General features: G+C 43.1%; 28 protein-coding genes and 1 riboswitch. Of the genes, 20 read left to right on the top strand and 8 right to left on the bottom strand.

All coding sequences use genetic code 11. From position 1 onward, the window contains the following. Positions 1-2 precede the first annotated feature (2 nt). Both OC538_RS03845 and OC538_RS03840 read left to right on the top strand, forming a co-directional pair. Positions 3-869 (top strand): metal ABC transporter permease, encoded by an 867-nt coding sequence (locus OC538_RS03845; RefSeq protein ID WP_262173356.1) that lies wholly within the window; start codon positions 3-5, stop codon positions 867-869. Beyond that, complete coding sequence (locus tag OC538_RS03840; protein ID WP_251694395.1) at positions 866-1,279, top strand: Fur family transcriptional regulator; 414 nt, start codon at positions 866-868, stop codon at positions 1,277-1,279. Before OC538_RS03845 ends, OC538_RS03840 begins: the two co-directional genes overlap by 4 nt. A 398-nt stretch (positions 1,280-1,677) precedes the next feature. Here OC538_RS03840 and OC538_RS03835 read toward each other — a convergent pair whose 3' ends face one another. From OC538_RS03835 to OC538_RS03820, 4 genes are all read right to left on the bottom strand, one after another. Continuing rightward, complete coding sequence (locus OC538_RS03835) at positions 1,678-2,262, bottom strand: 5' nucleotidase, NT5C type (RefSeq protein ID WP_262173355.1); 585 nt, start codon at positions 2,260-2,262, stop codon at positions 1,678-1,680. After that, the gene (ispG, locus tag OC538_RS03830) at positions 2,259-3,383 is read right to left on the bottom strand and encodes a flavodoxin-dependent (E)-4-hydroxy-3-methylbut-2-enyl-diphosphate synthase (protein ID WP_410055846.1); all 1,125 of its coding nucleotides are present in this window, start codon (positions 3,381-3,383) and stop codon (positions 2,259-2,261) included. Before ispG ends, OC538_RS03835 begins: the two co-directional genes overlap by 4 nt. Before the next feature lie 91 nt (positions 3,384-3,474). Further along, on the bottom strand, positions 3,475-3,804 hold the full coding sequence (locus tag OC538_RS03825; protein ID WP_251694397.1) for a hypothetical protein: 330 nt from the start codon (positions 3,802-3,804) through the stop codon (positions 3,475-3,477). Positions 3,805-3,849: 45 nt separating this feature from the next. Then, positions 3,850-4,353 carry a DUF1189 domain-containing protein gene (locus tag OC538_RS03820; RefSeq protein WP_262173354.1) on the bottom strand — a complete coding sequence of 168 codons (504 nt, stop codon included), beginning with the start codon at positions 4,351-4,353 and terminating at the stop codon, positions 3,850-3,852. Between the two features lie 202 nt (positions 4,354-4,555). Between OC538_RS03820 and OC538_RS03815 the strand changes: the two genes are divergently transcribed. From OC538_RS03815 to OC538_RS03800, 4 genes are all read left to right on the top strand, one after another. After that, positions 4,556-6,187: a Na/Pi cotransporter family protein gene (locus OC538_RS03815; RefSeq protein WP_262173353.1), complete on the top strand. Its 1,632-nt coding sequence runs from the start codon at positions 4,556-4,558 to the stop codon at positions 6,185-6,187. A 128-nt stretch (positions 6,188-6,315) separates the two neighbouring features. Beyond that, positions 6,316-6,801, top strand: coding sequence for a DUF456 domain-containing protein (locus OC538_RS03810; protein WP_251694400.1), 486 nt, complete (start codon positions 6,316-6,318; stop codon positions 6,799-6,801). A gap of 85 nt (positions 6,802-6,886) precedes the next feature. Beyond that, positions 6,887-7,489, top strand: a complete 603-nt coding sequence (sodA, locus tag OC538_RS03805; RefSeq protein WP_251694401.1) for a superoxide dismutase SodA — start codon at positions 6,887-6,889, stop codon at positions 7,487-7,489. 105 nt (positions 7,490-7,594) lie between these two features. Beyond that, positions 7,595-9,796: a peptidoglycan D,D-transpeptidase FtsI family protein gene (locus OC538_RS03800; RefSeq protein ID WP_262173352.1), complete on the top strand. Its 2,202-nt coding sequence runs from the start codon at positions 7,595-7,597 to the stop codon at positions 9,794-9,796. A 45-nt stretch (positions 9,797-9,841) separates the two neighbouring features. Here the strand turns inward: OC538_RS03800 and OC538_RS03795 are convergent, their stop codons facing one another. Both OC538_RS03795 and OC538_RS03790 read right to left on the bottom strand, forming a co-directional pair. Next, on the bottom strand, positions 9,842-10,336 hold the full coding sequence (locus OC538_RS03795; protein WP_251694403.1) for an endolytic transglycosylase MltG: 495 nt from the start codon (positions 10,334-10,336) through the stop codon (positions 9,842-9,844). Continuing rightward, the gene (locus tag OC538_RS03790) at positions 10,333-10,695 is read right to left on the bottom strand and encodes a hypothetical protein (protein ID WP_251694404.1); all 363 of its coding nucleotides are present in this window, start codon (positions 10,693-10,695) and stop codon (positions 10,333-10,335) included. The genes OC538_RS03795 and OC538_RS03790 overlap by 4 nt, the downstream gene beginning before the upstream one ends. Before the next feature lie 171 nt (positions 10,696-10,866). On the opposite strand from OC538_RS03790, the gene rpmG reads away from it, so the two are divergent. The 5 genes from rpmG to OC538_RS03765 all read left to right on the top strand — a co-directional run bounded on the left by rpmG (position 10,867) and on the right by OC538_RS03765 (position 15,063). Continuing rightward, positions 10,867-11,016 carry a 50S ribosomal protein L33 gene (gene rpmG / locus OC538_RS03785; RefSeq protein WP_060210366.1) on the top strand — a complete coding sequence of 50 codons (150 nt, stop codon included), beginning with the start codon at positions 10,867-10,869 and terminating at the stop codon, positions 11,014-11,016. Between the two features lie 63 nt (positions 11,017-11,079). Continuing rightward, a complete protein-coding gene (locus OC538_RS03780) occupies positions 11,080-11,661 on the top strand; it encodes a 5-formyltetrahydrofolate cyclo-ligase (protein WP_262173350.1) in 582 nt (193 codons plus the stop codon). Then, positions 11,658-11,852 carry a YqgQ family protein gene (locus OC538_RS03775; protein WP_251694406.1) on the top strand — a complete coding sequence of 65 codons (195 nt, stop codon included), beginning with the start codon at positions 11,658-11,660 and terminating at the stop codon, positions 11,850-11,852. Before OC538_RS03780 ends, OC538_RS03775 begins: the two co-directional genes overlap by 4 nt. 141 nt (positions 11,853-11,993) lie before the next feature. Next, a complete protein-coding gene (locus OC538_RS03770; RefSeq protein WP_262173348.1) occupies positions 11,994-13,874 on the top strand; it encodes an LTA synthase family protein in 1,881 nt (626 codons plus the stop codon). Between the two features lie 88 nt (positions 13,875-13,962). Continuing rightward, a complete protein-coding gene (locus OC538_RS03765) occupies positions 13,963-15,063 on the top strand; it encodes a hypothetical protein (RefSeq protein WP_262173347.1) in 1,101 nt (366 codons plus the stop codon). An 81-nt stretch (positions 15,064-15,144) separates the two neighbouring features. Here the strand turns inward: OC538_RS03765 and OC538_RS03760 are convergent, their stop codons facing one another. After that, on the bottom strand, positions 15,145-15,327 hold the full coding sequence (locus tag OC538_RS03760; RefSeq protein ID WP_251694409.1) for a DUF2759 domain-containing protein: 183 nt from the start codon (positions 15,325-15,327) through the stop codon (positions 15,145-15,147). Positions 15,328-15,487: 160 nt separating this feature from the next. Here OC538_RS03760 and OC538_RS03755 point away from each other — a divergent pair, with 160 nt between their 5' ends. Further along, positions 15,488-16,126, top strand: a complete 639-nt coding sequence (locus OC538_RS03755; protein ID WP_262173346.1) for an MBL fold metallo-hydrolase — start codon at positions 15,488-15,490, stop codon at positions 16,124-16,126. A gap of 42 nt (positions 16,127-16,168) precedes the next feature. Here the strand turns inward: OC538_RS03755 and OC538_RS03750 are convergent, their stop codons facing one another. Next, positions 16,169-16,411, bottom strand: a complete 243-nt coding sequence (locus OC538_RS03750) for a DUF2626 family protein (RefSeq protein WP_251624533.1) — start codon at positions 16,409-16,411, stop codon at positions 16,169-16,171. A 298-nt stretch (positions 16,412-16,709) separates the two neighbouring features. On the opposite strand from OC538_RS03750, the gene comGA reads away from it, so the two are divergent. The 8 genes from comGA to gcvT all read left to right on the top strand — a co-directional run bounded on the left by comGA (position 16,710) and on the right by gcvT (position 22,463). Next, a complete protein-coding gene (gene comGA / locus OC538_RS03745; RefSeq protein WP_262173344.1) occupies positions 16,710-17,717 on the top strand; it encodes a competence type IV pilus ATPase ComGA in 1,008 nt (335 codons plus the stop codon). Beyond that, positions 17,710-18,765, top strand: a complete 1,056-nt coding sequence (comGB, locus tag OC538_RS03740) for a competence type IV pilus assembly protein ComGB (protein WP_262173343.1) — start codon at positions 17,710-17,712, stop codon at positions 18,763-18,765. Before comGA ends, comGB begins: the two co-directional genes overlap by 8 nt. 13 nt (positions 18,766-18,778) lie before the next feature. Next, positions 18,779-19,114 (top strand): competence type IV pilus major pilin ComGC, encoded by a 336-nt coding sequence (comGC, locus tag OC538_RS03735; RefSeq protein ID WP_262173341.1) that lies wholly within the window; start codon positions 18,779-18,781, stop codon positions 19,112-19,114. Next, positions 19,104-19,544, top strand: coding sequence for a competence type IV pilus minor pilin ComGD (comGD, locus tag OC538_RS03730; RefSeq protein WP_262173340.1), 441 nt, complete (start codon positions 19,104-19,106; stop codon positions 19,542-19,544). Before comGC ends, comGD begins: the two co-directional genes overlap by 11 nt. Beyond that, the gene (locus OC538_RS03725) at positions 19,534-19,836 is read left to right on the top strand and encodes a hypothetical protein (RefSeq protein ID WP_262173338.1); all 303 of its coding nucleotides are present in this window, start codon (positions 19,534-19,536) and stop codon (positions 19,834-19,836) included. The genes comGD and OC538_RS03725 overlap by 11 nt, the downstream gene beginning before the upstream one ends. Beyond that, entirely contained in the window at positions 19,821-20,270 is a 450-nt protein-coding gene (gene comGF / locus OC538_RS03720; protein ID WP_262173337.1) for a competence type IV pilus minor pilin ComGF, read from the top strand. The genes OC538_RS03725 and comGF overlap by 16 nt, the downstream gene beginning before the upstream one ends. Positions 20,271-20,434: 164 nt before the next feature. Next, on the top strand, positions 20,435-20,947 hold the full coding sequence (locus tag OC538_RS03715) for a shikimate kinase (protein WP_262173336.1): 513 nt from the start codon (positions 20,435-20,437) through the stop codon (positions 20,945-20,947). Between the two features lie 184 nt (positions 20,948-21,131). Beyond that, a riboswitch (glycine riboswitch) is annotated at positions 21,132-21,224 on the top strand. A 135-nt stretch (positions 21,225-21,359) separates the two neighbouring features. After that, positions 21,360-22,463 carry a glycine cleavage system aminomethyltransferase GcvT gene (gcvT, locus tag OC538_RS03710; protein WP_262173334.1) on the top strand — a complete coding sequence of 368 codons (1,104 nt, stop codon included), beginning with the start codon at positions 21,360-21,362 and terminating at the stop codon, positions 22,461-22,463. The last annotated feature ends 12 nt before the right edge of the window (positions 22,464-22,475 follow it).

Here is a 22,475-nt window from a genome sequence, read left to right as displayed (position 1 = left end):
CCATGATTAGTGCTTTATTCACTTATGAATTTCTTCAAAATGCATTTTTATCCGGACTGATAATCGGAGTCATAGCGCCGTTGCTTGGTCTGTTCATCGTTGTGAGGAGGCTTGCACTCATCGCAGATGCATTAAGCCACGTGGCGTTGGCAGGAATCGCGGGGAGCCTCTTTTTGAGTCAGTCAGTGCTCATGTTTTCCGCGTTGAATCCGGTGTATTTAGGGATGGCTAGTGCCGTAGGAGGATCATTATTAATTGAAAAGCTGAGAGGTGCGTATAAGCATTTTGAGGAGCTGGCGATTCCGATCATTCTTTCGACGGGTATCGGCTTCGGAGCGATTTTCATTTCCTTGGCAAAAGGGTTCGGCTCTGATCTTGTTGGCTATTTATTCGGTTCAGTTTCAGCCGTGAGCCGGCAGGATTTATTGGTCATCATAATTATTGCGCTTGTCGTCCTGGCATTTATCCGGTTTTTCTACAAAGAATTGTTCGCCTTGTCATTCGATAAGGAATATGCAAAAGTGTCTGGTATCAATGGAAAGTTCATTCAAATTGTTTTCATGGTCATTGTAGCACTTGTGATTGGTGCCTCTATGCGGATTGTCGGAATTTTGCTCGTATCCTCATTAATGACGATACCAGTTGCTGCGGCGATACAGCTCGCCAAAAGCTTTAAGGGAGCAATGCTGTATTCTATCGTCATCGGTGAGCTGTCTGTCATAATCGGACTTTTTGCTGCGTTTCATCTTGATATTGCTCCGGGGGGAACAATTGTTATCACATCCATCGTCATTTTACTGCTCGTTCTTGGCTGGACTAAAATGAAAGGGAAGCAGCCTTCAAAGAAAGCGAAGGGGGAATTTGCATGACACTTGATGAAGCATGGCGCATTTTACAGGAGCGTCAATTCAAGAGGACGAAGAACCGTGAGACGATTTTGGAGTTCTTTTCCGATAATGATCGGTATATGACTGCGATGGAAGTTCGTAATTTCATGGCGGTTGAAAATCCGGGGATTAGTTTCGATACGATTTACCGCAATTTGTCGACTTTTTCAGAGCTTGGTATTTTGGAAGAGACTGAGCTGAATGGTGAGAGGCATTTCAGGATGCAGTGCGATCATGGCGTCCACCATCATCATTTCATTTGCACGGCATGCGGAAAAACACAGAACATCGCACACTGCCCAATGGAGTCGATCTCGGTCAATCTCCAAGGCTTCGAAGTCGAAGGCCATAAATTCGAGATCTACGGAAAATGTCCGGTTTGTGTGGAATAATGAATATTAATTGATTTTGATAAGGGATTTCCGCTTCAGGTGTACGCTTTCTTCCCTGTAAAGTGTTTTACTAATTTTTTTGCTGCTTGAACACCACTGACTGGTATTGACCCCTTTCTTCAATTATGAAACGTATTCCGATTAGATCTTAACTACGTTAAAGGGACTACTATTGATACAAAGGGAGCAATTAGTTGATTGGAGCGGAAGGCGGCGACTCCTGGGGGATTAGCGGGACAGGTGAGACCCCGCAGTGGAGCGAAGCGACCGAGGAGGCTCACCGCCCGCCCCCCGGAAAGCGTCCGCCTGGAGCGCAAATCAACCGTACATACATTATTATTATAAAAAAAGGGTTGTCACAGAAAGTCAGTTTTCACTGACTTTCTGGACAGCCCCTTTCAATTCACTTTTTCTTCAATTGGGAATAGCTTTTTGATCCACTGGTCGGCTTCTTTCCAATTCTTCACTCGTATGACGCCTTCAGGAATCGGTTCACGGTTATACGGAGTGTCGAAAAGGAGGACTGGGATGTTCAATTCCTCATGTATATCGACTGCATTATCATGCTTATCCTCGAAGAAGGCATCGACATTGAACTTTTTCGCCGTCTCGACCTTATGATGGCTACCGATCAGCTCGATATGATCATAAGGAATTTCTTCCCGTTCGAACCAACCGAGCGTACACTCCGCAACGTTTATTCCTCGTGCAGAAATATAATAAAGCTCGTAATGCTCCCGCCACTCGGATAGGATCTTCTTTGCATATTCCTGCGCAGGAGATGTGTCGTATATCGTCACTTCCGCTTGACGGTACCACTCATAAAACTCCTTCACGTCAACGGGGAAGGCTTTCGTCAAATCGTACTCTTTAATATCATCTAAAATCAGGTTGCATCCAAATTGTGCATTGATATGTGGTAGAAGGGAAGTAGGACATGTGACGGTCCCGTCAATATCAATACCGAAGCGGATTTTTCTCATTCAACCGCTCCGCTTTGAAGAAGCAATTCCTCTTGACGTTTCTTTTCGAAATACTCTTCAGCAAGTTTATCGATTTCCATTTTCAACTCTTCTACCATCGTTTCCTCAGGCACTTTCCGGACAGTTTTCCCTTTCATGAAGAGCAATCCTTCCCCGCGTGCACCTGCAATCCCGATGTCCGCTTCACGCGCTTCTCCCGGACCGTTCACTGCACAGCCTAATACGGCGACTTTCAACGGCGCTTTAATAGTGGAGATGTATTCCTCCACTTCATTCGCGATTGAAATTAAGTCAATCTCGATGCGGCCGCAAGTGGGACAAGAGATAAGTGTTGCAGCGTTAGAAGATAGCGCGAACACTTTCAATAGTTCACGTGCCACCTTTATTTCTTGGACAGGATCAGCACTCAAAGAAACACGGAGCGTATTTCCAATTCCGGCTGAAAGCAACGTACCAAGTCCCGCAGCGCTCTTAATGGATCCCGCGAACAATGTCCCGGACTCTGTAATTCCTAGGTGAAGCGGGTAATCGAATGCGGCTGCCGCTTTCGTATACGCTTCGACTGCCAAGTTAACGTCTGAAGCTTTCAATGAAACGATAATATCATGGAAATCAAGATCTTCTAGAATTTTAATATGATGCAAAGCACTTTCTACCATGCCGTCTGCAGTCGGGTAGCCGTACTTTTTCAGTATATGTTTTTCAAGTGAACCGGCGTTTACACCGATTCTAATAGGAATGCCTTTTGCTTTCGCCGCTTTTACGACTGCTTCCACTTTTTCCTGACGGCCGATATTGCCCGGGTTGATCCGGATTTTATCCGCACCTTGCTCAATTGCAATCAATGCGAGCTTATAGTCGAAATGGATATCGACTACGAGAGGGATATTAATCCGTTTTTTTATCTCGCCGATGGAATAAGCTGCTCTTTCGTCAGGACACGCTACACGGACAACTTGACAGCCCGCTTCCTCTAGACGCAAGATCTCTTCCACGGTTGCTTCGACATCATGTGTTTTTGTTGTTGTCATACTTTGGATGAATAGTTCGTCACTGCCGCCAATCGTCAAATTGCCGACTCGTACAGGACGAGTTTTAGATCTGTGTATTATTTCACTCATGGATATATTCTCTCCTTAAAAAAACTCATAACTAATTTCTATTTTAGCAATCAATAGGATGAAAAGACAAGGGACACCGCTTGAAACATCTTCAATTGCAGTTATCTTGACCCGTTTTCGAAAGTGGAAGCTGCACGGATAGACCTCCGATAAGCTCTTGGTTTCGAAGATGTGGATTAAGGGAATAAAAAACTGATAATCTATCAACGAAAGTCGTTTCTGGGTCCGGGTACATGGAAAATAGGGATTCAATCGTATCACCTTGGATAGTCGTGACATGAATGGTTTTCACAGTCGTGGTCTCTGCACAAGGCTGTTCATTTCCGAAAAACGATGCTAGTGGGATTGTCCCATCCCCCAAGTCGATCCGGATGATGTGAAAGGTTATAAAAAGAATTACAGCTACGAATAAAGTGCGCATGAACATTCCCCCTCCCCACACAATATGCGGGGATTTGGAAAGTATTCATTTTACCGCTTTTGGATAATACTTGAGAGCAATGCTCAAGTAACCGATATGGATCAAGGACGAGAAAAGAATGCTGAAGGTTTCATGAAATTGAAAGAAATCGAGAAAAATCGTTACCAATAATGGTACGGTGATTGCAATAGCAGTCGTGCGCCAAATAAAACGGTACTCGACGCGCCTTCCCATGGCTTTTCCAATCCATATGCCGATTGCAGCAAAGATGCTGATTCTGACAAATACGTAAAATGTTGCAATGACAAATTGGGAAACAAAGGCCATCGGGTAAATGAGTACGCCTATCGTTTGGCTATACTCGGTCAATTCTGGGGTTGCCTCGAACAAGTCGGCATCTCTAAGTGAGAAGCGTGTGAATGAGATCAAGGTCATCAATAGGATGAATAGGAAAGCATAGCGGATCACCCGCCCGATTGGTAGCAACCGGAACGCCGCGAGTTTTTTCGGTTCATGGAACGCTGCCAGAAATAATTGATTGAACTTCAAAAACGGAACCTCCTTTACTTACTGTTAGTCTAACATGTCTTGTTCTTAGAAGTACGAATACCAAATTCGACAGAATGATGACTTTTTCTACAAGTATTGTTAAGGGAATGTAAAGATTTGTCCTCTCCTATTTACAATCCATTAACAAAGTCAACATAATAGGGATGCTAATATATAACGCATGATGGAGGTAGACGATTTAATGGAAGTGAATTGGCAGGAAGTGATTTTTCAATTTATAGGAGGTCTTGGGATCTTCCTATTCGCCATAAAGTATATGGGGGACGGTCTTCAGAAAGCCGCAGGGGATAGATTGCGGAGCATTTTGGATAGATTCACGACGAATCCTTTTATGGGTGTGCTAGTCGGAATTATCGTGACGGTGCTTATCCAGTCTAGCTCAGGTACGACTGTTATTACGGTCGGTTTGGTCAGTGCAGGATTTATGACCCTTCGACAGGCGATCGGTGTCATTATGGGTGCGAATATCGGTACGACGATTACAGCATTCATTATTGGTCTGGACGTAGGGGCCTATGCATTGCCGATTATGGCACTCGGTGCAATTCTTATCTTCTTCTTTAAAAAGAACTCCATCAAGAACGTTGGAGAGGTCGTTTTTGGCTTCGGGGGCCTTTTCCTCGGACTGGAATTGATGAGTGCCGGTATGAAGCCGCTCAGGACGCTTTCCGCCTTCTCCGACTTTACAGTTTCGATGGCTGATCATCCAGTACTTGGTGTTGTAGCGGGAACAGTTTTTACGCTTATCGTCCAAAGTTCCAGCGCAACAGTTGGGATATTGCAAGGTTTGTATGCAGAGAACCTTGTTTCGCTTCAAGCCGCATTGCCGATTCTGTTCGGAGATAATATCGGAACGACAATTACGGCAGTTCTGGCGTCGATCGGTGCATCCGTTGCTGCGAGAAGAGCTGCGGCGGCACATGTCCTTTTCAATGTTGTCGGTACAGTCGTATTCATGATTCTATTATATCCGTTTACAATGTACGTAGAATGGATTTCGGGACTTTTGGCTTTGGAAAGTAAAATGCAGATTGCATTCGCACACGGTACTTTCAACGTGTTGAATACCGTTATTCAATTTCCTTTAATTGGTGCCTGGGCATTGTTCGTGACGAAGATCATTCCGGGCAAAGACGTTACAATTGAGTATAGACCAAAGCATTTGGATCCGAATTTCATTAACCAATCTCCGTCAGTCGCAATTGGACAAGCAAAAGAGGAGATTATCAGGATGGGAGATTTCGCAGTTCAGGGAATGGAAGAGACGTACGAGTACTTGAAGACAAGCAATAAGAGACATGCTGAAACGGCATATCAGATTGAAGACGCCATCAATAACCTTGACCGGAAAATCACGGATTATCTTGTGGATATTTCCGCAGTCAATATTTCACCGGTCGAGTCCGCAAGACACGTCATGTTGATGGATACGGTTCGAGATATCGAACGAATCGGGGATCATTTCGAAAACATTATCGAGTTGATTGATTTCCGGGAAGTGAACCGTGTGAAATTGACTGAAGAAGCAATGGGTGATTTGACAGAAATGTTCACGTTGACAATTGCCACTGTCGATAAGGCAATACGTTCCCTAGATATGAATGATATTGAATTAGCGCGGGAAGTTGCCGAGCAAGAAGCCTTGATTGATAAGATGGAACGCAAATTCCGTAAAAATCATATTGTCCGACTCAATGAGGGGCATTGCTCTGCTCAGTCGGGAATGGTCTTTGTCGATATCGTTTCCAATCTTGAACGTATCGGAGATCATGCAGTAAATATCGCTGAAGCCATTTTAGGCAAACGGGTGTAAGGTGAAACTTCAATCAGTGGTTCCTTCACTGATTGTTAGTTGAACCAATCGGGCTTTTACTGGCTGTTGATCCCTGCTCAGGGATCTTACAGCCAGTCAAAGCGGGATAATGGAGGGAAGGGAATGGAATGGAGATAGCAGGCTGGATAGCGGCCATTATCATGTTCATCGTCGCATTTGTCGGATTGATTTATCCAATCATCCCTTCCGTAGTTTTCATCGTAGGTGGATTCCTGCTGTACGGGTTATTCGCTTCCTTTGAAGAGTTGAGCTGGTTGTTTTGGGTGATTCAAGCGTTATTCGTCATATTGCTTTTCGGCGCAGATACTCTTGCAAATATTGTTGGTGTCAAGAAATTCGGCGGTTCAAAGGCGGGTATGTGGGGAAGTACGATCGGCCTGCTAATTGGGCCGTTCGTCATTCCGGTAGCTGGAATCCTTATCGGACCATTCCTCGGTGCATTCCTGTCAGAGCTGCTTGTGACGCGGACTGGCGTAAAGCAGTCCATTAAGACCGGTATTGGTTCTATCGTAGGGTTTTTCACTTCCGTCGCTGCGAAGGGTGCTGTGATGTTGCTTATGATTGGGATTTTCATACTCTACGTCACGAGATAGTTCATTTCAATTGAATGGGTTACCTAATTTTGATAATGTTTATAGTGTAGGATAAATTATGAATCAATTGAGGAGGAATGGACAAATGGCTTACAAATTACCAGAATTACCATACGCATACGATGCGTTGGAGCCTCACATCGACAAAGAAACGATGAATATCCACCACACAAAACATCACAATACGTATGTGACGAACGTGAACAACGCATTGGAAGGGCATGACGAACTAGCTTCTAAATCAGTCGAAGAACTTATCTCCGATTTGAATGCTGTTCCTGAAAACATCCGTACGGCTGTCCGTAATAATGGAGGCGGTCATGCGAATCATACGTTCTTCTGGAATATCCTTTCACCAAACGGCGGAGGAAATCCGACTGGAGCGCTTGCAGAAGCGATTGATAAGAAATTCGGCAGCTTTGATGCATTCAAAGAAGAATTTGCTAAAGCTGCTGCAACTCGCTTCGGTTCAGGTTGGGCATGGCTCGTATCCAATAATGGTGAACTTGAAATCACATCGACTCCTAACCAGGACTCTCCATTGATGGAAGGAAAAACACCGATTCTAGGACTCGATGTTTGGGAGCATGCTTACTATTTGAATTACCAAAACAGACGCCCTGATTACGTTTCCGCTTTTTGGAACGTAGTAAACTGGGATGAAGTCGCTAAAAACTTCGGTAACTAATCCAGAGTAATGCAACCCGGCATATATCCTGTTCGTCAGGATATATGCTTTTTATGTTTAGAATGCTATAATTCAATCTGGACTAAATACGTAAGGGGAATACATATGAAAAAGCCGATGCGCAAAGTGGACCAAGCCAAAATCCGTCAACGGAAACATATCGCCTTCAGGATGAACCTTTTATTCTTCTCGATCTTCATCCTGTTTTCCTTGCTCATTTTCAGACTTGGATACTTGCAGATCGTTAAAGGCGAGAATTATACAAGGTTATTGGAGATGAAGGAAGAGATCGCAGTCAATACTAGCGTTCCTCGAGGAAGGATCTATGACCGAACAGGGAAGGTACTTGTTGATAATAAACCGATGAATGCAATTACATATACAAAGACATCATCTACAACAGCAAAAGAAATGTACGACATCGCAACAGAGCTTTCCAAGTTGATTGAACAGGATACAAAAAGGGTTACAATCGGCGATAAACGTGATTTCTGGATTTTATTGAATCCGGAAGAAGCGGAAGCGAAAGTGAGCAAGGAAGAATTGGCGAAAATCGGCAAAGACGGAACTGTCTCCAAACCGGATATTCAACGTGAAGTGACCCGTTTGACGCGTGAAAGGATTACGGATGAAGAGCTGGATTCCTTTACGGATCATGAGCTCGAAGTGTTGGCCATCTATCGTGAAATGATGTCCGGCTACGCGTACTCTCCTCAGATCATTAAAAGCGGGAATGTCACGGAAGAGGAATTCGCAGCCGTATCGGAACGGTTAAATGAATTTGAGGGGGTCGATACGACGACCGACTGGAACCGTATTAAATTCTCCGATAGCACAATTCTCGGGACGATGACAAGTTCGATCGAAGGGATTCCCCGAAGCCATCTCGATTATTATTTGTCTCGTGGTTATTCACGGAACGATCGAATTGGCAGGAGTTATTTCGAACAACAATATGAAGAATTATTAAGAGGGCAAAAAACCATCGTGAAAAATATAAAGGACCGAACTGGCCGCGTCATCGAGACTAAAACCGTCAGAGAAGGTGAACCGGGCAGGGATCTCGTATTATCGATGGATAGTGAATTGCAGGAATCATTGGAGGAACTACTATCGGAAAAACTTCTTGAAATGAAGAAAGACCCGCGATCCGGATTGTTGGACAGGGCATTCCTAGTCATGATGGATCCGAATAACGGGGAATTGCTTTCCTTGGTCGGTAAGCGAGTAGTGAAAGATGAGGATTCGGGCAGATGGGAAGTGCGTGATTATGCGTATGGAACGTTCACTTCAGCCTATGAAGTAGGGTCCACTGTGAAAGTAGCCACAGTATTGGCAGGATATAGTGAAGGTGTTCTATCAGTTGGAGAAAAGAAAATAGACGAACCGATGAATATTGCTGGTTTATCTAAGAGATCCCTGTTCAATCAGAACGGACGGGTGTCTGTCGATGATATAACAGCGCTCGGCAGGTCATCTAACGTTTATATGTTCAAAATCGCGATTTCAATAGGAAACGGAGTATACAGACCATTTAAGGCTCTTCCAATTGATATCGGTGGTTTTGATCGGCTGCGTAATGCCTATGCCTCTTTCGGTTTAGGGGTAAAAACGGAAATTGATTTGCCAGGGGAATATACAGGTGTTACCGGTACGGACACACGTTCAGGTAAGTTATTGGACTTCGCTATTGGGCAATTCGATACGTACACCCCGTTGCAGCTTGTTCAGTATGTGTCGACTGTAGCAAACGGTGGATACAGGGTAGCGCCAAAAGTATTAAAGGAAATAAGAGAACCTTCCCAAGATGGCGAAACGCTTGGAGAATTGCTAGAGGAAACAGAAGTGAAAGTCCTCAATCGCATTAATAATACGGCAAAAGAGATTGAACAAGTTAAAAAAGGGATGCACTACGTGTATTACGGACCGAATGGGACTGCACCGAACCTATTCAATGGCGCTTCCTATACGGCTGCAGGGAAGACCGGTACAGCCCAATCCTCCTATTACGGGGATGACAGAAGTAAATATGGGATGGCCTCTGTCAACTTGACGCATGTCGGGTTTGCGCCGGCTGAGAACCCTGAAGTGGCTTACGCTGTTGTTATTCCATACGCTTCGACTGATCGAAGCAATTACCGTACTCAAGGTAGAGCAATGCTTGATATAGTGAGAACGTCTCTAGATACCTATTTTGAATTGAAGGAAGAGCGGGCAAACTCGAATGCACTTGAAACGACCGATCAAAAAATAGATCGCAGATTTGAAAGAGAGAAAGAAAAAGAAAAAGACTCGGACGAGAAATAAGAAAAGCTGCCACAATCGCTATGTTCGGCGAAGGGCAGCTTTTTCTTATCTCTTAGTCGTATTCGTAATAATGCCAGCAATTGTGCCAAGGTCCATTGTCGTATCGACTTCGTGCACACCGATTTGAATGCGGCCGGATAAGCCATTGTCAATTAAGTATTGTTCCAACTCTTTCGCGCTGCCGATAATCCCCGCGCGCTCAAGCTTGTCAGCAACAGTAGCCGATGTTGAACCGGATTCGATGGTCAAAATTATTTTGGTTATTGGCTTTGATGTTGACTCACTGTCAGGTTTAGTTTCTTTCTTCCCACTGGCATTACTATTTTCCCCTGCACTTTTTTCGATTTTAGAAGAAGTGAGCGTTTGGGCGACAGCTAACTCTTTTTTCACCTTAACCAATTCAATCTGCAGCTCGTCCAACTGGGATTTGTACTGCTCAGCGCCCGATTCCGCGGAATTATTGTTGGTATTCGTGAAATAAAGGATTCCTCCTGCAAGGATGCAACCTATTCCGACTCCCCGTAAAATGTCCTTCATCATACGGTGACACCTCGGGATTTCAATACATCAATAACTTCCTCGTCAGACAGCGAGGAGCGTTTGGCTATTTCAGGAATTGAATAACCCTGAGCTCTCAAAGATAGGATTTGATTGATGATAATTTCGTGAACGGGTTTTTGCTTGCGTTGCTGTTGCTGTCCATTAGTTATAGGCGCCACACCAATCATTAATTCCTCTTCAACGGCTCTCAAGCGCTTTTTCAGTTGATTTGTCTCCTGATGAAGGCTTATTGAAACGTTTTCGATATCCTCTTCGCTTTTACGAGTGGAATTCCCGATAAAAAATGATAAAATGATACATATAAGGCCGATGCACAGTAAAATTAATTCAATATCCACGATTGAACAACCTCCGGGAATAAATTACTTTGTTCCCATAGTAACATATGCATCTTCCGAATGTAATTTGAAACTTTCTTCTTTACATCACCGTGTGATATGATACAATTGAAAAGTCGTATAAATCATGCTCATATTAATTTATATTGCTAATGAGTGGGAGGGACAACAATGCGCGTAAATATTACACTTGCTTGCACAGAATGTGGAGAGCGTAATTATATTACAAAGAAAAACAAGCGTAACAATCCGGAACGTCTTGAAATGAAAAAATACTGCTCACGTGAAAAGAAACAAACTTTGCACCGTGAAACGAAATAATCGCTCATGCCAAAACTCTTCACGGGTTTTGGTTTTTTATTTCAGAATGGAGGGAATACTTCTATGAGTAAATTGTCCAAACGTAAAATGATGATAACAATCATGAGAGATATGAATCATTCTGAACATGCTAGAAAATCTGCAGCGATTTTGGAACGTCTATATACATGCGAGGAGTATGTTTCTGCCCGAACGATCGGGGTCACTATATCTCGCTTTCCGGAAGTGGATACACTTCCTTTGATTGAATCTGCATGGGAATCGGGAAAGCAAGTTGCCGTTCCGAAATGCAACCCAGATACAAGGGAGATGGATTTCAGACTCATTAAGTCCTTGGATGATCTGGAAACGGTCTATATGGATTTGAAGGAACCGATAGTCGGAAGGACGGATTCCATTGATAAAGGACAAATCGACCTCCAGATTATTCCCGGAGTCGTTTTTTCCGATGAAGGCTTCAGAATCGGATTCGGCGGTGGGTATTATGATCGGTATTTATCTGACTACTGCGGCAATCGGGTATCATTGGCGTTTAATCATCAAACTTCCCAAGACGTGCCCATTGAAGAACATGACATTCCGGTCAATATGATTATTACTGAAAACAAAGTGATACAATGTCTGAAAATACGTGATGCCAAATGAATCATTTCTTAGATGTCCTGCAACTTCTTAAACGGTTCGGCATTTTTATATATACAGGGAATCAAAAAACAGATATCGAAATGATGATGTCCGAAGTGAAAGAGCTATTTGAAAATGGGTTGATTATGAAAGAGGATTACTTGCCTGCGGTTCTAATTTTGAAAAGAGAATTGGGTAAAAGGTCTGATTAATTTTTCCCAAATCAATTCCCTCCAGTTTTTAATTAAAAATGAAACTTTTTTGCGTTTCATCCGTCTATTATATGTAGTGTATGTCCAAAAGATAAGATGAATTTACAAATAGATGTCTTACTTATGAAAGGAAGATCATGTATGAAAAAAGCAACTTGGCCCAAACATTCCATACTCGTCATTGCAATTATTGCTACGTGGTTAACGACGTATATTGGCTACATCACTAGCTTTTCTATGAAAATCGATAATGTGATGCAGGAATTCATTCTGTTCATTAACCCACTTAGTTTTCTATTGTTCATTTATGGCATGGCCTTATTCATGAAGAATGAAAAACGACGTAATATCTATATACTTTCAATCAGTTTGCTAACATCAATCGTTATGTTCAGCAACGCTGTGTTTTATCGATTTTTTAATGATTTCATTACATTGCCAGTATTGTTCCAAACAAGCAACTTTGGAGATCTATCGTCTTCCGTAGGTGCCAATATACATCCTTGGGATATATTCTTCTTTGCGGATGTTATCATAATTGCATTGGCTATCAAGTTCATCCCAGTTTCGGAAAGCTCCCAAAGCCAACGAAGCATTGGGCGCAAGCTCTATTTCGTAGTTGCTGCAACAGTATTGATGGTCAACTTAGGATTATCCGAAGCTCAAAGACCGCAGCTGTTGACTCGAAGCTTCGATCGAGAATTGCTCGTTAAAAATATAGGGACATTCAATTATCACATTTATGATCTGTTCATCCAATCGAAAACGCATGCACAACGAGCGCTTGCCGATGGCAGTGAGCTGGCTGAAGTGGCGAACTACATTAATGCCAATTATGCAGAACCCGATCCGAAAATGTTCGGTGTTGCGGAAGGGCGAAATGTGATCTTTGTTTCTTTGGAATCACTTCAAAGCTTCGTTATCAATAATGAAATGAATGGTCATGAAATTACCCCATTCCTCAACGAACTGACAAATGATCCAGATACATTCTATTTCGATAACTTTTATCATCAGACAGGGCTGGGTAAAACCTCCGACTCTGAATTCATCGTGGAAAACTCATTATACGGCCGAAATGGCGGTGCCGTCTTCTTCACGAACAGTGGGAATACATTCAATTCGATGTCTGAAAAGTTAGGTGAGAACGGATACTTCACGAGTGTCATGCATGCGAACAACCGTAGCTTCTGGAACCGTGACATCATGTATCAAGCTTTGGGCATTCAGAAATTCTACGATGTTGAAAGCTATGAAATTGGCGAGGGGCAGGCTGTCAACTGGGGTATGAAAGATATACCGTTCTTTGAACAATCTGTGGAATTGATGAAGACAATGCCACAACCATTTTCAACGAGAATGATCACGTTGACGAACCACCATCCATTTGATTTGGATGAAGAAGATATGATGATTCCTGCATACGACTCCAATTCAAAAACATTGAATAAATATTTCCAGACAGCTCGTTATATGGATGAGTCCATTAAAATCTTCTTTGAAGAATTGAAGAAAAACGGTTTGTATGACAATTCCATAATTGTTATGTATGGAGACCATTATGGTATTTCGGAAAATCACAATAAAGCGATGGGCATGTATTTGGATAAGGAAATCACTCCACTTGATAATGTTGAATTGCAAAAAGTGCCGATGTTCGTGCATATACCTGGTAATGGAAAAGGTAAAACGATCCATGAGCTTTCCGGTCAACTGGATGTGAGACCGACAGTCCTGCATTTACTAGGCATCGATACGAAAGAAGACATGCAGTTGGGTGCGGACATATTCTCACCGGATCACGAACCGTTTGTCATTTTCAGGGATGGACGCTTGGTGACAGAGGATTATATTTACGCTCACGAGGTTTGCTATGATATAAAAACCGGAGAAGAAACAGAAGGAGCGGCGTGTGAACCGTATATTGACCGCGCTTCTACCGAACTTGGCTACTCCGATTTGATCATCAATGGAGACTTGCTAAGATTCACGGACAAAGATAGGGTTGAAGAACAGGAATAAGCCGATCCAGGCGTAACAACTATGTTCTGCACGGGTTCGTTTACCGTGCAGATTTTTTTTGAAAGAATGAAGGAAGGGGGAGAGGCGAATGAAAAGAATATGGTATCTGCTTCTGGTGAGCGTCTTCATCATGTCAGCCTGTTCGAAACAGAAGGTACAGCCTTCTGTGCAACCTGACATCGAAGAACCGTCAAATCTTGTGGAAAAGCCAGCTGAACCGCCGACTCCCCATGTCTTTAAAGCAGACCCTTCGAGCTTTCATTTCATTGCAGATTGGCTGACTGACACGCGGATTCTGTACGTTGAAAAAGATGAGGGCATGTACAAAGTGAACTATTTCGATATCGAAACGGGCGAATCGGGGTTGGTATACAAGGATGAATCATTTATTATCGATGTCCTCGTCCATCCTTCCCGCGATTATCTGTTAGTACATACGAGTGAACAAGCAAATGCCGCAGTTGTTAAGGTAATCGGAATGGATGGAACGATACAACATCAGGCCGAGATTGATTCGATAGAGCTTTCCGTCGAATGGAATCGAGATAACCCGGATAAAATACTTTTTGCAGCTTTTCAAGAAGATTGGTCCTTTGACCTGTTTGCATTTGATGGTTTAGATGATAGCCTTTCCGTTGTGAATTTTGATGATCCCTTTTCCAAATGGGCAAGTAATGACCGAATTATGGGCTTGTTGTTCAACGGTCATCCGCTTGACGGAGGAGAGGTCCGTTTGTTCCGATTAGATACAGAGGAAACCAGGACAATTGAAATGGATAACGTGATTTATCATGATGTGTTTGAAGACTCCCTCGTTGTCGTTCAGGTTAACGATCACGATACTTTTAACTATACAGTTAGAAATCTAGAAGGCACTGTTATTGCCGGATGGACGTTGCCTGCTGTTAGCAATTATTCAGAGTGGGTCACTCCGGAGATTGAATGGCTCGATGGAAATCGGCTGATTGTGAAAAGCGCTGAAAAAAGTGGTCAACTGGATGAAATGGCATCGGGATTTAATTTATACCTCATTGAAAACGGTAATCTGGAGCAGCTTACAAATGGGTTGGACGCAGGACCGTTAAAATGCTCGCCATCAAGGCGTTATTGTGTAAACGGTTATACGTCGGATGAGTTGATCGACATGAAAACGAAGGAAAAACATAAGTGGATTGAAATTGACAACTGATGTCTAACAGTACACTGCTGAAGAAATAAAAAACATCCTCTGCAACTAAATGCAGGGGATGTTTTTTATAACAAATGCTAATTAATGTACAAGAGCAGGTGGATATCCTTGGAAGACAATTGTTGCAATTGTAAAACCGCCAAAAATCAAGGCAGCTGCAACATTGAACAAAATGCTCAACACATTGCGCTCTTTGAAAGCTTGTACAGTTCCAATTACAGCAAAGATCGCAACGAGTCCGAAAATTACCATTAAGATGTTCATGCGGAAGACACTCCTTTCAACAGAGAAAAAATGAATGCCGATTAAGCAATATTCCTCTTCTATTGTACTGTTTCCTACAAATTTTGTCGAGGCATATAAATGACGATTGTTTGAAATCCAGTTATAAGTCCATTATTATCAGGTAAAGGAGGTGTGAAGGATGCTTGAAATACGTACATATCCATTAGGCCCGATTCAAACGAATTGTTATGTAGTCTACAATCGTGAAGGGGAGTGTTTAGTGATCGACCCGGGAGAGGAAGGGGATCGAATCATTGCCGAAATCGAAAAAACGAATGGCAAACCGCTTGCAATCCTTTTAACACATGCGCACTTTGATCATATCGGTGCAGTGGATCGGGTGAGGAACCATTTTGGCATACCGGTTCATATTCATGAGGCAGAACATGATTGGCTTGGAAATCCAGATTTGAATGGTTCTTCTAGATACCCCGGTTTGCCACTCGTGAAAAATAAGGATGCTGATCAATTCCTTCAAGAAGGTGAATTGAATATTGGTCCATTCCAATTGGAGGTCCGTCATACTCCCGGTCATTCTCCCGGCAGCGTCTCGTTCGTTTTTAAGGAGGCACAATTTGCGGTGGTCGGAGATACCCTCTTCAAGGGCAGTATCGGCCGGACAGATCTTCCCGGAGGAGATACGAAAACCTTGCTTCAGTCTATCCATGACAAGCTATTGACTTTGGATGATGAGATTGTTGTGTATCCTGGGCATGGCCCTTCGACAACGACTGAAGAAGAAAAGGATATGAATCCCTTTTTAAACGGATTTTCCTAAAAGAAAAAACAGCCGGATGGGCTGTTTTTTCTTTTAGGACGATTAATGTCCTGCACCTGGTACGTGAATGAATGTCGCATAATAGCTGAATCCTACCATGAAAATCATAAGGTAAGCTCCAAACATGTACATATACATACGCTCTGTTAGATTCAAATATCCAAGCAACAGGAAGAAAATAGTGCTAGCGATGAAAATGACGGAAGCTGTCATCATATCGCCGACGAAAAACATTACAGCGAAAATGCCAGTCCAAAAACCGCATAGCTTGAACATGTTATCCATAAGTGCGTCCCTCCTTAACGTAAAACAATACAAAGATCTCTTATTCATTATAATGGATAGCTATTCGAAAAGTAAACTCCTATCAAGTCGACATTGTGACAAATGCATGGACTGCATATTGATCTTATACCTCCAAAAATCGATTTTGAGCCGAAAATGCCATGTGAAAATTGAATTCAAGCCGGAAAGGGGCTTTAAAAATCGAATTCACTTATAAGTATTCCTTTTTCAAATCGTTCACCGTATACTCGTTGTAAGGTGAAAAGCGGTCTTTCACCTATTGAAAGAGGGGTGTTCAATGGAAAACCGTGATAATCTCATTGAGAAAAAATGTTTCGAACTATTAGAACGGGCGATTGCCAATGAGGCGACAGACATCCACCTCGTTCCGCTGCAAGATCGGTATGATATTTGTTTCAAAAAGAATTCAAAACTCGAACGGTCCGGCACATTTCCCCCACAGTTGGCCGCCCGTATGATCTCCTTTTATAAGTTTCTCTCCTCCTTAGATATCAGTGATAAACGAAAACCCCAAAGTGGTTCATTTCACAAGAAAATGCATGACGAGAACTTCTCGTTTCGTGTATCGACAATTCCCTCTATCCAAATGAAAGAAAGTGTTGTCATCCGTATTCAAAGGCATGATCAAATTGTCCCTCTCGATAAGCTCTGCATCGAGCCTGTCTGGGAAATGAAACTGCGGCGCGCCGCAGAAGAGAGACAAGGGCTAGTCTTGTTAACCGGTCCGACCGGAAGCGGGAAGACGACGACAATCTATTCCCTTACTGCCCATTGTGTCAATCAGCTTGAAAGACATGTGATTTCCCTCGAAGATCCGGTTGAAAACAACCATTCTCACCTTCTTCAAATACAGGTAAATGAAAGATCCGGTATGACCTATGCTGCTGGCTTGAAAGCAATACTTAGACATTCCCCGGACGTCATCATGATTGGGGAAATCAGGGATTCTGAAACCGCAAAAACAGCGGTGGCGGCTGCACTGACGGGGCATTTAGTACTGACGACGGTCCACTCGAAAGACCCGGAAGGCTGCTTCTATAGAATGATGGATTTCGGAATCACACCAGAAGAATTGAGGCAAACGGTTGTATGCATATCTGCCCAGCGTCTCATTAGAAAAACAGATGGAGACATCGGTGCAGTATTTGAAATTATCCAAGGCGATCTATTGGAATCCATCGCTGAAGGGATCATTTCAGGAGAGCATGTAACAGTGCCGAAAGAATTGACGATAGATGCCATCATAAAAAAATATAGCATGAAGAAAATGATATCCAGTGGTTAAGAACGGAAGGCGACTTGTTAAACGACCAGGGCATCGTATTGAGAATCGACCAGCATTTTTAGGGAGGCTATCACTCCTCATGCAAGAGGGCTACACATTCCATGATGGGTTGGTTCTGCTTATGCCTCACCATTCCAAACAATACAGTGAACTGCTAATTCAGGTAGAAAAGGATTTAAAGGATGGACTTGGCGTAACAGAAATTCTTAGAAGACTTGGGTTTTCTTCAAACATCCTTTTACCTGTCATCATCTCGGAAGTGGATGGAAGATTGGCGGATGCCTTAAAAGGAATTGCAGAAAGAATGAAGCAGTCTCAAGAAAGAAAGAGGAAGCTGCGGAGTCTATTGGTTTATCCGATTATTCTCTTTTTCTTTCTGGCCATCTTTCTAGTAGTTTTCAGAAGCTATTTTCTTCCGAATCTGCAAACGATGGCTGTAGCAAGGAATGAAGCTGGAACCGGCTTTGTTACCCTGCTGCCACTCCTTGTATCGAAAATTCCCGATGTAATGCTCGGATTCGGTGTGTTAATTATCGTAATGGCTTGGATTGGAAATCTTATCTATCGTAGGCTGTTGCCGTTCGAAAAAATTCGTTTCCTTCTGGCCATTCCGTTTGTCGGTCCGCTACATTCGAAATGGAAGACAAGGGATTTTGCCGGTGAAATCGGTGGCCTTCTTCAGTCGGGACTATCTATACAAGATTCACTCGAAGTGTTGGTTGAGCAAGAGGTGGATCCCATCCTGGGCGAAATTGCAAAGACTATCAAAGGGCATGTGATCTATGGCGAGAATTTTGATACAGCAATCCAACTGACAGTTGGTCTTCGAAAGGAGTTATGCGCCTACGCGAAGCATGGTTCCGATACCGGGCACTTGGGAAAGGAACTTTTACTGTTGAGTGAAAATCTTCATGACATGATCGAAGAGGAGATGGCAAGATGGCTTGCGCTGCTGCAGCCCATATTGTTCGCAATATTGGCCGTCTGCATCTTGGCTGCATATCTTGCATTGCTCCTGCCGGTTTACAGTACGTTTGACAACTTTTAAGGAGGAGGAAAGATTGAAACTAGTCAAGGAAGAAGAAGGGTTCACATTAATAGAGATGATGATCGTATTGCTTATCATTTCCGTTCTGGTACTGATCGCCATACCGAACGTGACAAAACATTCGAAATCGATTGATGAAAAGGGATGCGAGGCATATGTGAAAATGGTGGAGGGACAGGTTGCGGCATATAAAATGGAGAAGCATACTAATCCGAGCATTGAAGACTTGGAGAGAGGTGGTTATTTGCCAAATGGTGCGAAGTGTCCGGATGGATCTGAAGTTTCGATTGATAGCGGTATAGTTACGACCCCGATTCTAAATCCTCCGAAGGATAGCGATGAAGACTGACGAAAACGGCTTCACATTCCTGGAAATGCTTTTAGTATTGAGCGTCGTCGCAGTTCTGACTGCTGTAATACTGCCTATCGGAGACCGATGGATAACGAGGCATAGCGAGGAAGACGCGCTGTACACATTCATAGCAACGATTCATCATGCCCAGGCATATGCGATGGCGAACGAAACGTATACAGCAATCAAGTTTCGGAATTCCGGTACATCCTATAGCTTGTATGCCCCTAGTTCAGTGACATATTCCACGATTGATTTTCCGGAAGGTATGCACTGGGTAAGGGGCGGCAATCGGATCAGCGCAATCGAGTTTCATCCGAAAGGCCATATAATCAATCCGGGTACGGTCATTTTGCGTACATCGACCGGTGACAAGCGTTTGACATTGCAACTACAGCATGGGAGGGTGCTCGTCTATGATCAATGAAGAAGGGTATTCATGGCCGGAATCGATTTTATCCCTTGTCATTGTTACAGTGATTTTTGGAACGCTGTTGCCATTCTATTCTACTATGTCGACGCGTCTTGAAGTGAAGAGACTCGGCATGCATGCAGCGGAATCCGCCTACCATAGCGCCATTCTCTATCGTTCGTACGGAATAGTGTCAGGGACAAACCGGATAGAGAAGACATTGTACAACTGGTCTGTTGAAGGTGAGGGCATCTGTGTAACCTATCATTACATAGAACGGGAATTCGTGAAATGCATAGCATTCTGAAGCACCGTAATGAATTGGGATACTCTCTTCTGGAAGCTTTGTTTCAGTTACTAATCATGGGCATATTCCTTCATTTTTTCGTTCTGTTCTTTTATTGGAAACTGCCGATTGAACGTCAATTACAAGATTATTATGCGACTGAGTGGGAGCTATTTGCAATCGACCTGCAAGCATTGTTGGTTGATGTCGACGATTTCAATGTCCATATGGGTAACAGGGCCATTACATTCACAAATGAAAGAGGGAAAATAGAAGTGGGCCAAAGTAATAATGTCATTCGAAAATCGATAAATAATACTGGGTATATACCTCTCTTCACGAACATCTCAAGTGTCGTTTTTAATCATGAAGGGTATGAGCTCAATGTGGAAGTGACGATGCTTGACGGGTGGAAGCGGGAAAGGAGATTTGCAATTGGGTTTCGCCAAGAATGAGCAAGGAGTCATTTTGGCGGCTTCGCTAATTTTACTTTTTCTCGTCAGCCTCTTTCTTTTTACTATTGTTTCGTGGCATAGTAATCTATACAGAACTTACGATTCAATTGAACTCCATTACGAGAACGAAACATCAAAGTTAATGAGGCAAGGCGGGTAGAGATATGAAGAGAGTATACTTGGTCGGTTTCATGGGAAGCGGAAAAAGCGCCATCGGCAAGCGGCTGGGGACATTGTTGAATTTGCCTTTTTACGATATGGATACGGAAATTGCCAAACGGACAGGAATGACAATCCCTCAAATCTTCGAAACATACGGAGAGGAGTCGTTCAGGGAAATGGAAACCGAATTCCTACGTACTTTCCATGACAGCTATTGCATCATTGCGACCGGCGGCGGTGTTGCAATGCGAGAGGAAAACAGGAAAATTATGAGAAGGACAGGACTTGTATTTTTTTTGAATTCATCATTCCGTGATATTTGGCGAAGGATTTCCACCGATAGCAACAGACCGATCGTTCAGCGATCTTCCAGACATGAATTGGAGAGGCTCTTTCACAAGAGAAAGCCGCTTTATTTGCAAAGCGCTCATTTTAAAGTCGAAACGACAAATAGGACATTGAATGAGATTACTCAGTATATTGCGTCTCAGATTGTTAGATTGACTATCCAATGACTGCACACTGAAATATTTGTTTATTTAAACACGAACAATTAATAGTTCTGGATAAAAAACGTTCGGCAATTTAATAATACATCAAAAAGGATTGCGCTATTAAAAATAAAATGTTAAGATATGAGGCGAAAGGGCAGTTACTTGTCCGAATTTTACTCATTTTATTTTTAATTAAATATGGCGGATGATTGGATGGGGAGAGCACGCATTAGGCGTCGCCGAAGGAGCAAGTAACGGAAGTTATGAATCTCTCAGGCAAAAAGACTCATTCATGACGCGTCTCTGGAGAGCGCCGATTATTTCGGCCACCAAAGAGGAAAGCCGCAAGGTCAAACTTTCAGGTACATGGACAGAGGTTCTCTTATTACAAGGGGACTTCTGTCTTTTTTTCATCATTCATTTCAAGGGGGATATGACTTTGACAGGAACTTTGAAACGCACTGCACTATTTGATAGTTATCAACAGTACGGTGGAAAAACGATTGATTTCGGTGGTTGGGAACTGCCAGTTCAGTTTTCGAGCATTAAGGCCGAACATGAAGCTGTTAGAACTAAAGCTGGCCTATTTGACGTATCGCATATGGGCGAAGTTTTTGTTTCTGGCCCAGATTCACTTTCCTTCCTGCAAGGGTTGGTTACCAATGATGTCTCCAAATTGAAGGACGGTCAAGCGCAATACACTGCAATGTGTTATGAGAATGGCGGCACAGTAGATGATCTTCTCATCTACAAAAGGAAAGAGAATGATTATCTTCTAGTCGTGAACGCATCGAACATCGAAAAAGACGTTGAATGGATGAAGCAGCATGTGACGGGAGATGTGGTCATCGATGACCGTTCGAACGAATTCGGCCTACTAGCATTACAAGGTCCGAAAGCGCAGGAAGTTTTGCAGAAATTGACTTCCGAACCATTGGATGAAATCAAGTTCTTCCGTTTCAAAGAAAATGTCGATGTCGCAGGGCACAATGTTCTCATTTCCCGGACAGGGTATACCGGTGAAGACGGTTTCGAAATCTATGGATCGCCGGAATCGATGGTCGCTCTATGGCCGGCCATTTTGGAAGCGGGAGAAGAGGAAGGTGTGGTTCCTGCCGGTTTAGGAGCCCGCGATACTCTTCGATTCGAAGCAGGACTGCCACTTTACGGCCAGGAGTTATCGAAAGACATTACTCCGCTAGAAACAGGCCTTGGCTTTGTCGTGAAGTTGAATAAGGAAGCTGATTTCATAGGTAAAGAAGTGCTAACTGAACAAAAGGAAAATGGTGTTCCAAGGAAACTGGTCGGTCTTGAAATGATCGATAAAGGAATTCCGCGGACAGGCTATAAAGTCTTCATTGGCGACGAGGAAATCGGGGAAGTCACTACGGGAACCCAATCGCCTACACTGAAAAAGAATATCGGATTCGCACTTCTTGCAACGGAGCATACAGCTCAAGGAACTGAAGTTGAAGTTGAAATCCGTGGCAAACGTCTGAAAGCGAAATTGATTGCCACACCTTTCTATAAACGATAAATGAATGAAGAG

It is taken from the genome of Saccharococcus sp. Marseille-Q5394 (assembly GCF_946901335.1).
GTDB classification, from domain to species: Bacteria; Bacillota; Bacilli; order Bacillales_A; family Planococcaceae; genus Sporosarcina; species Sporosarcina luteola_C.
The sequence above is the reverse complement of the archived record's forward strand: the minus strand, read 5'-3'. Positions and strand labels throughout refer to the sequence as shown.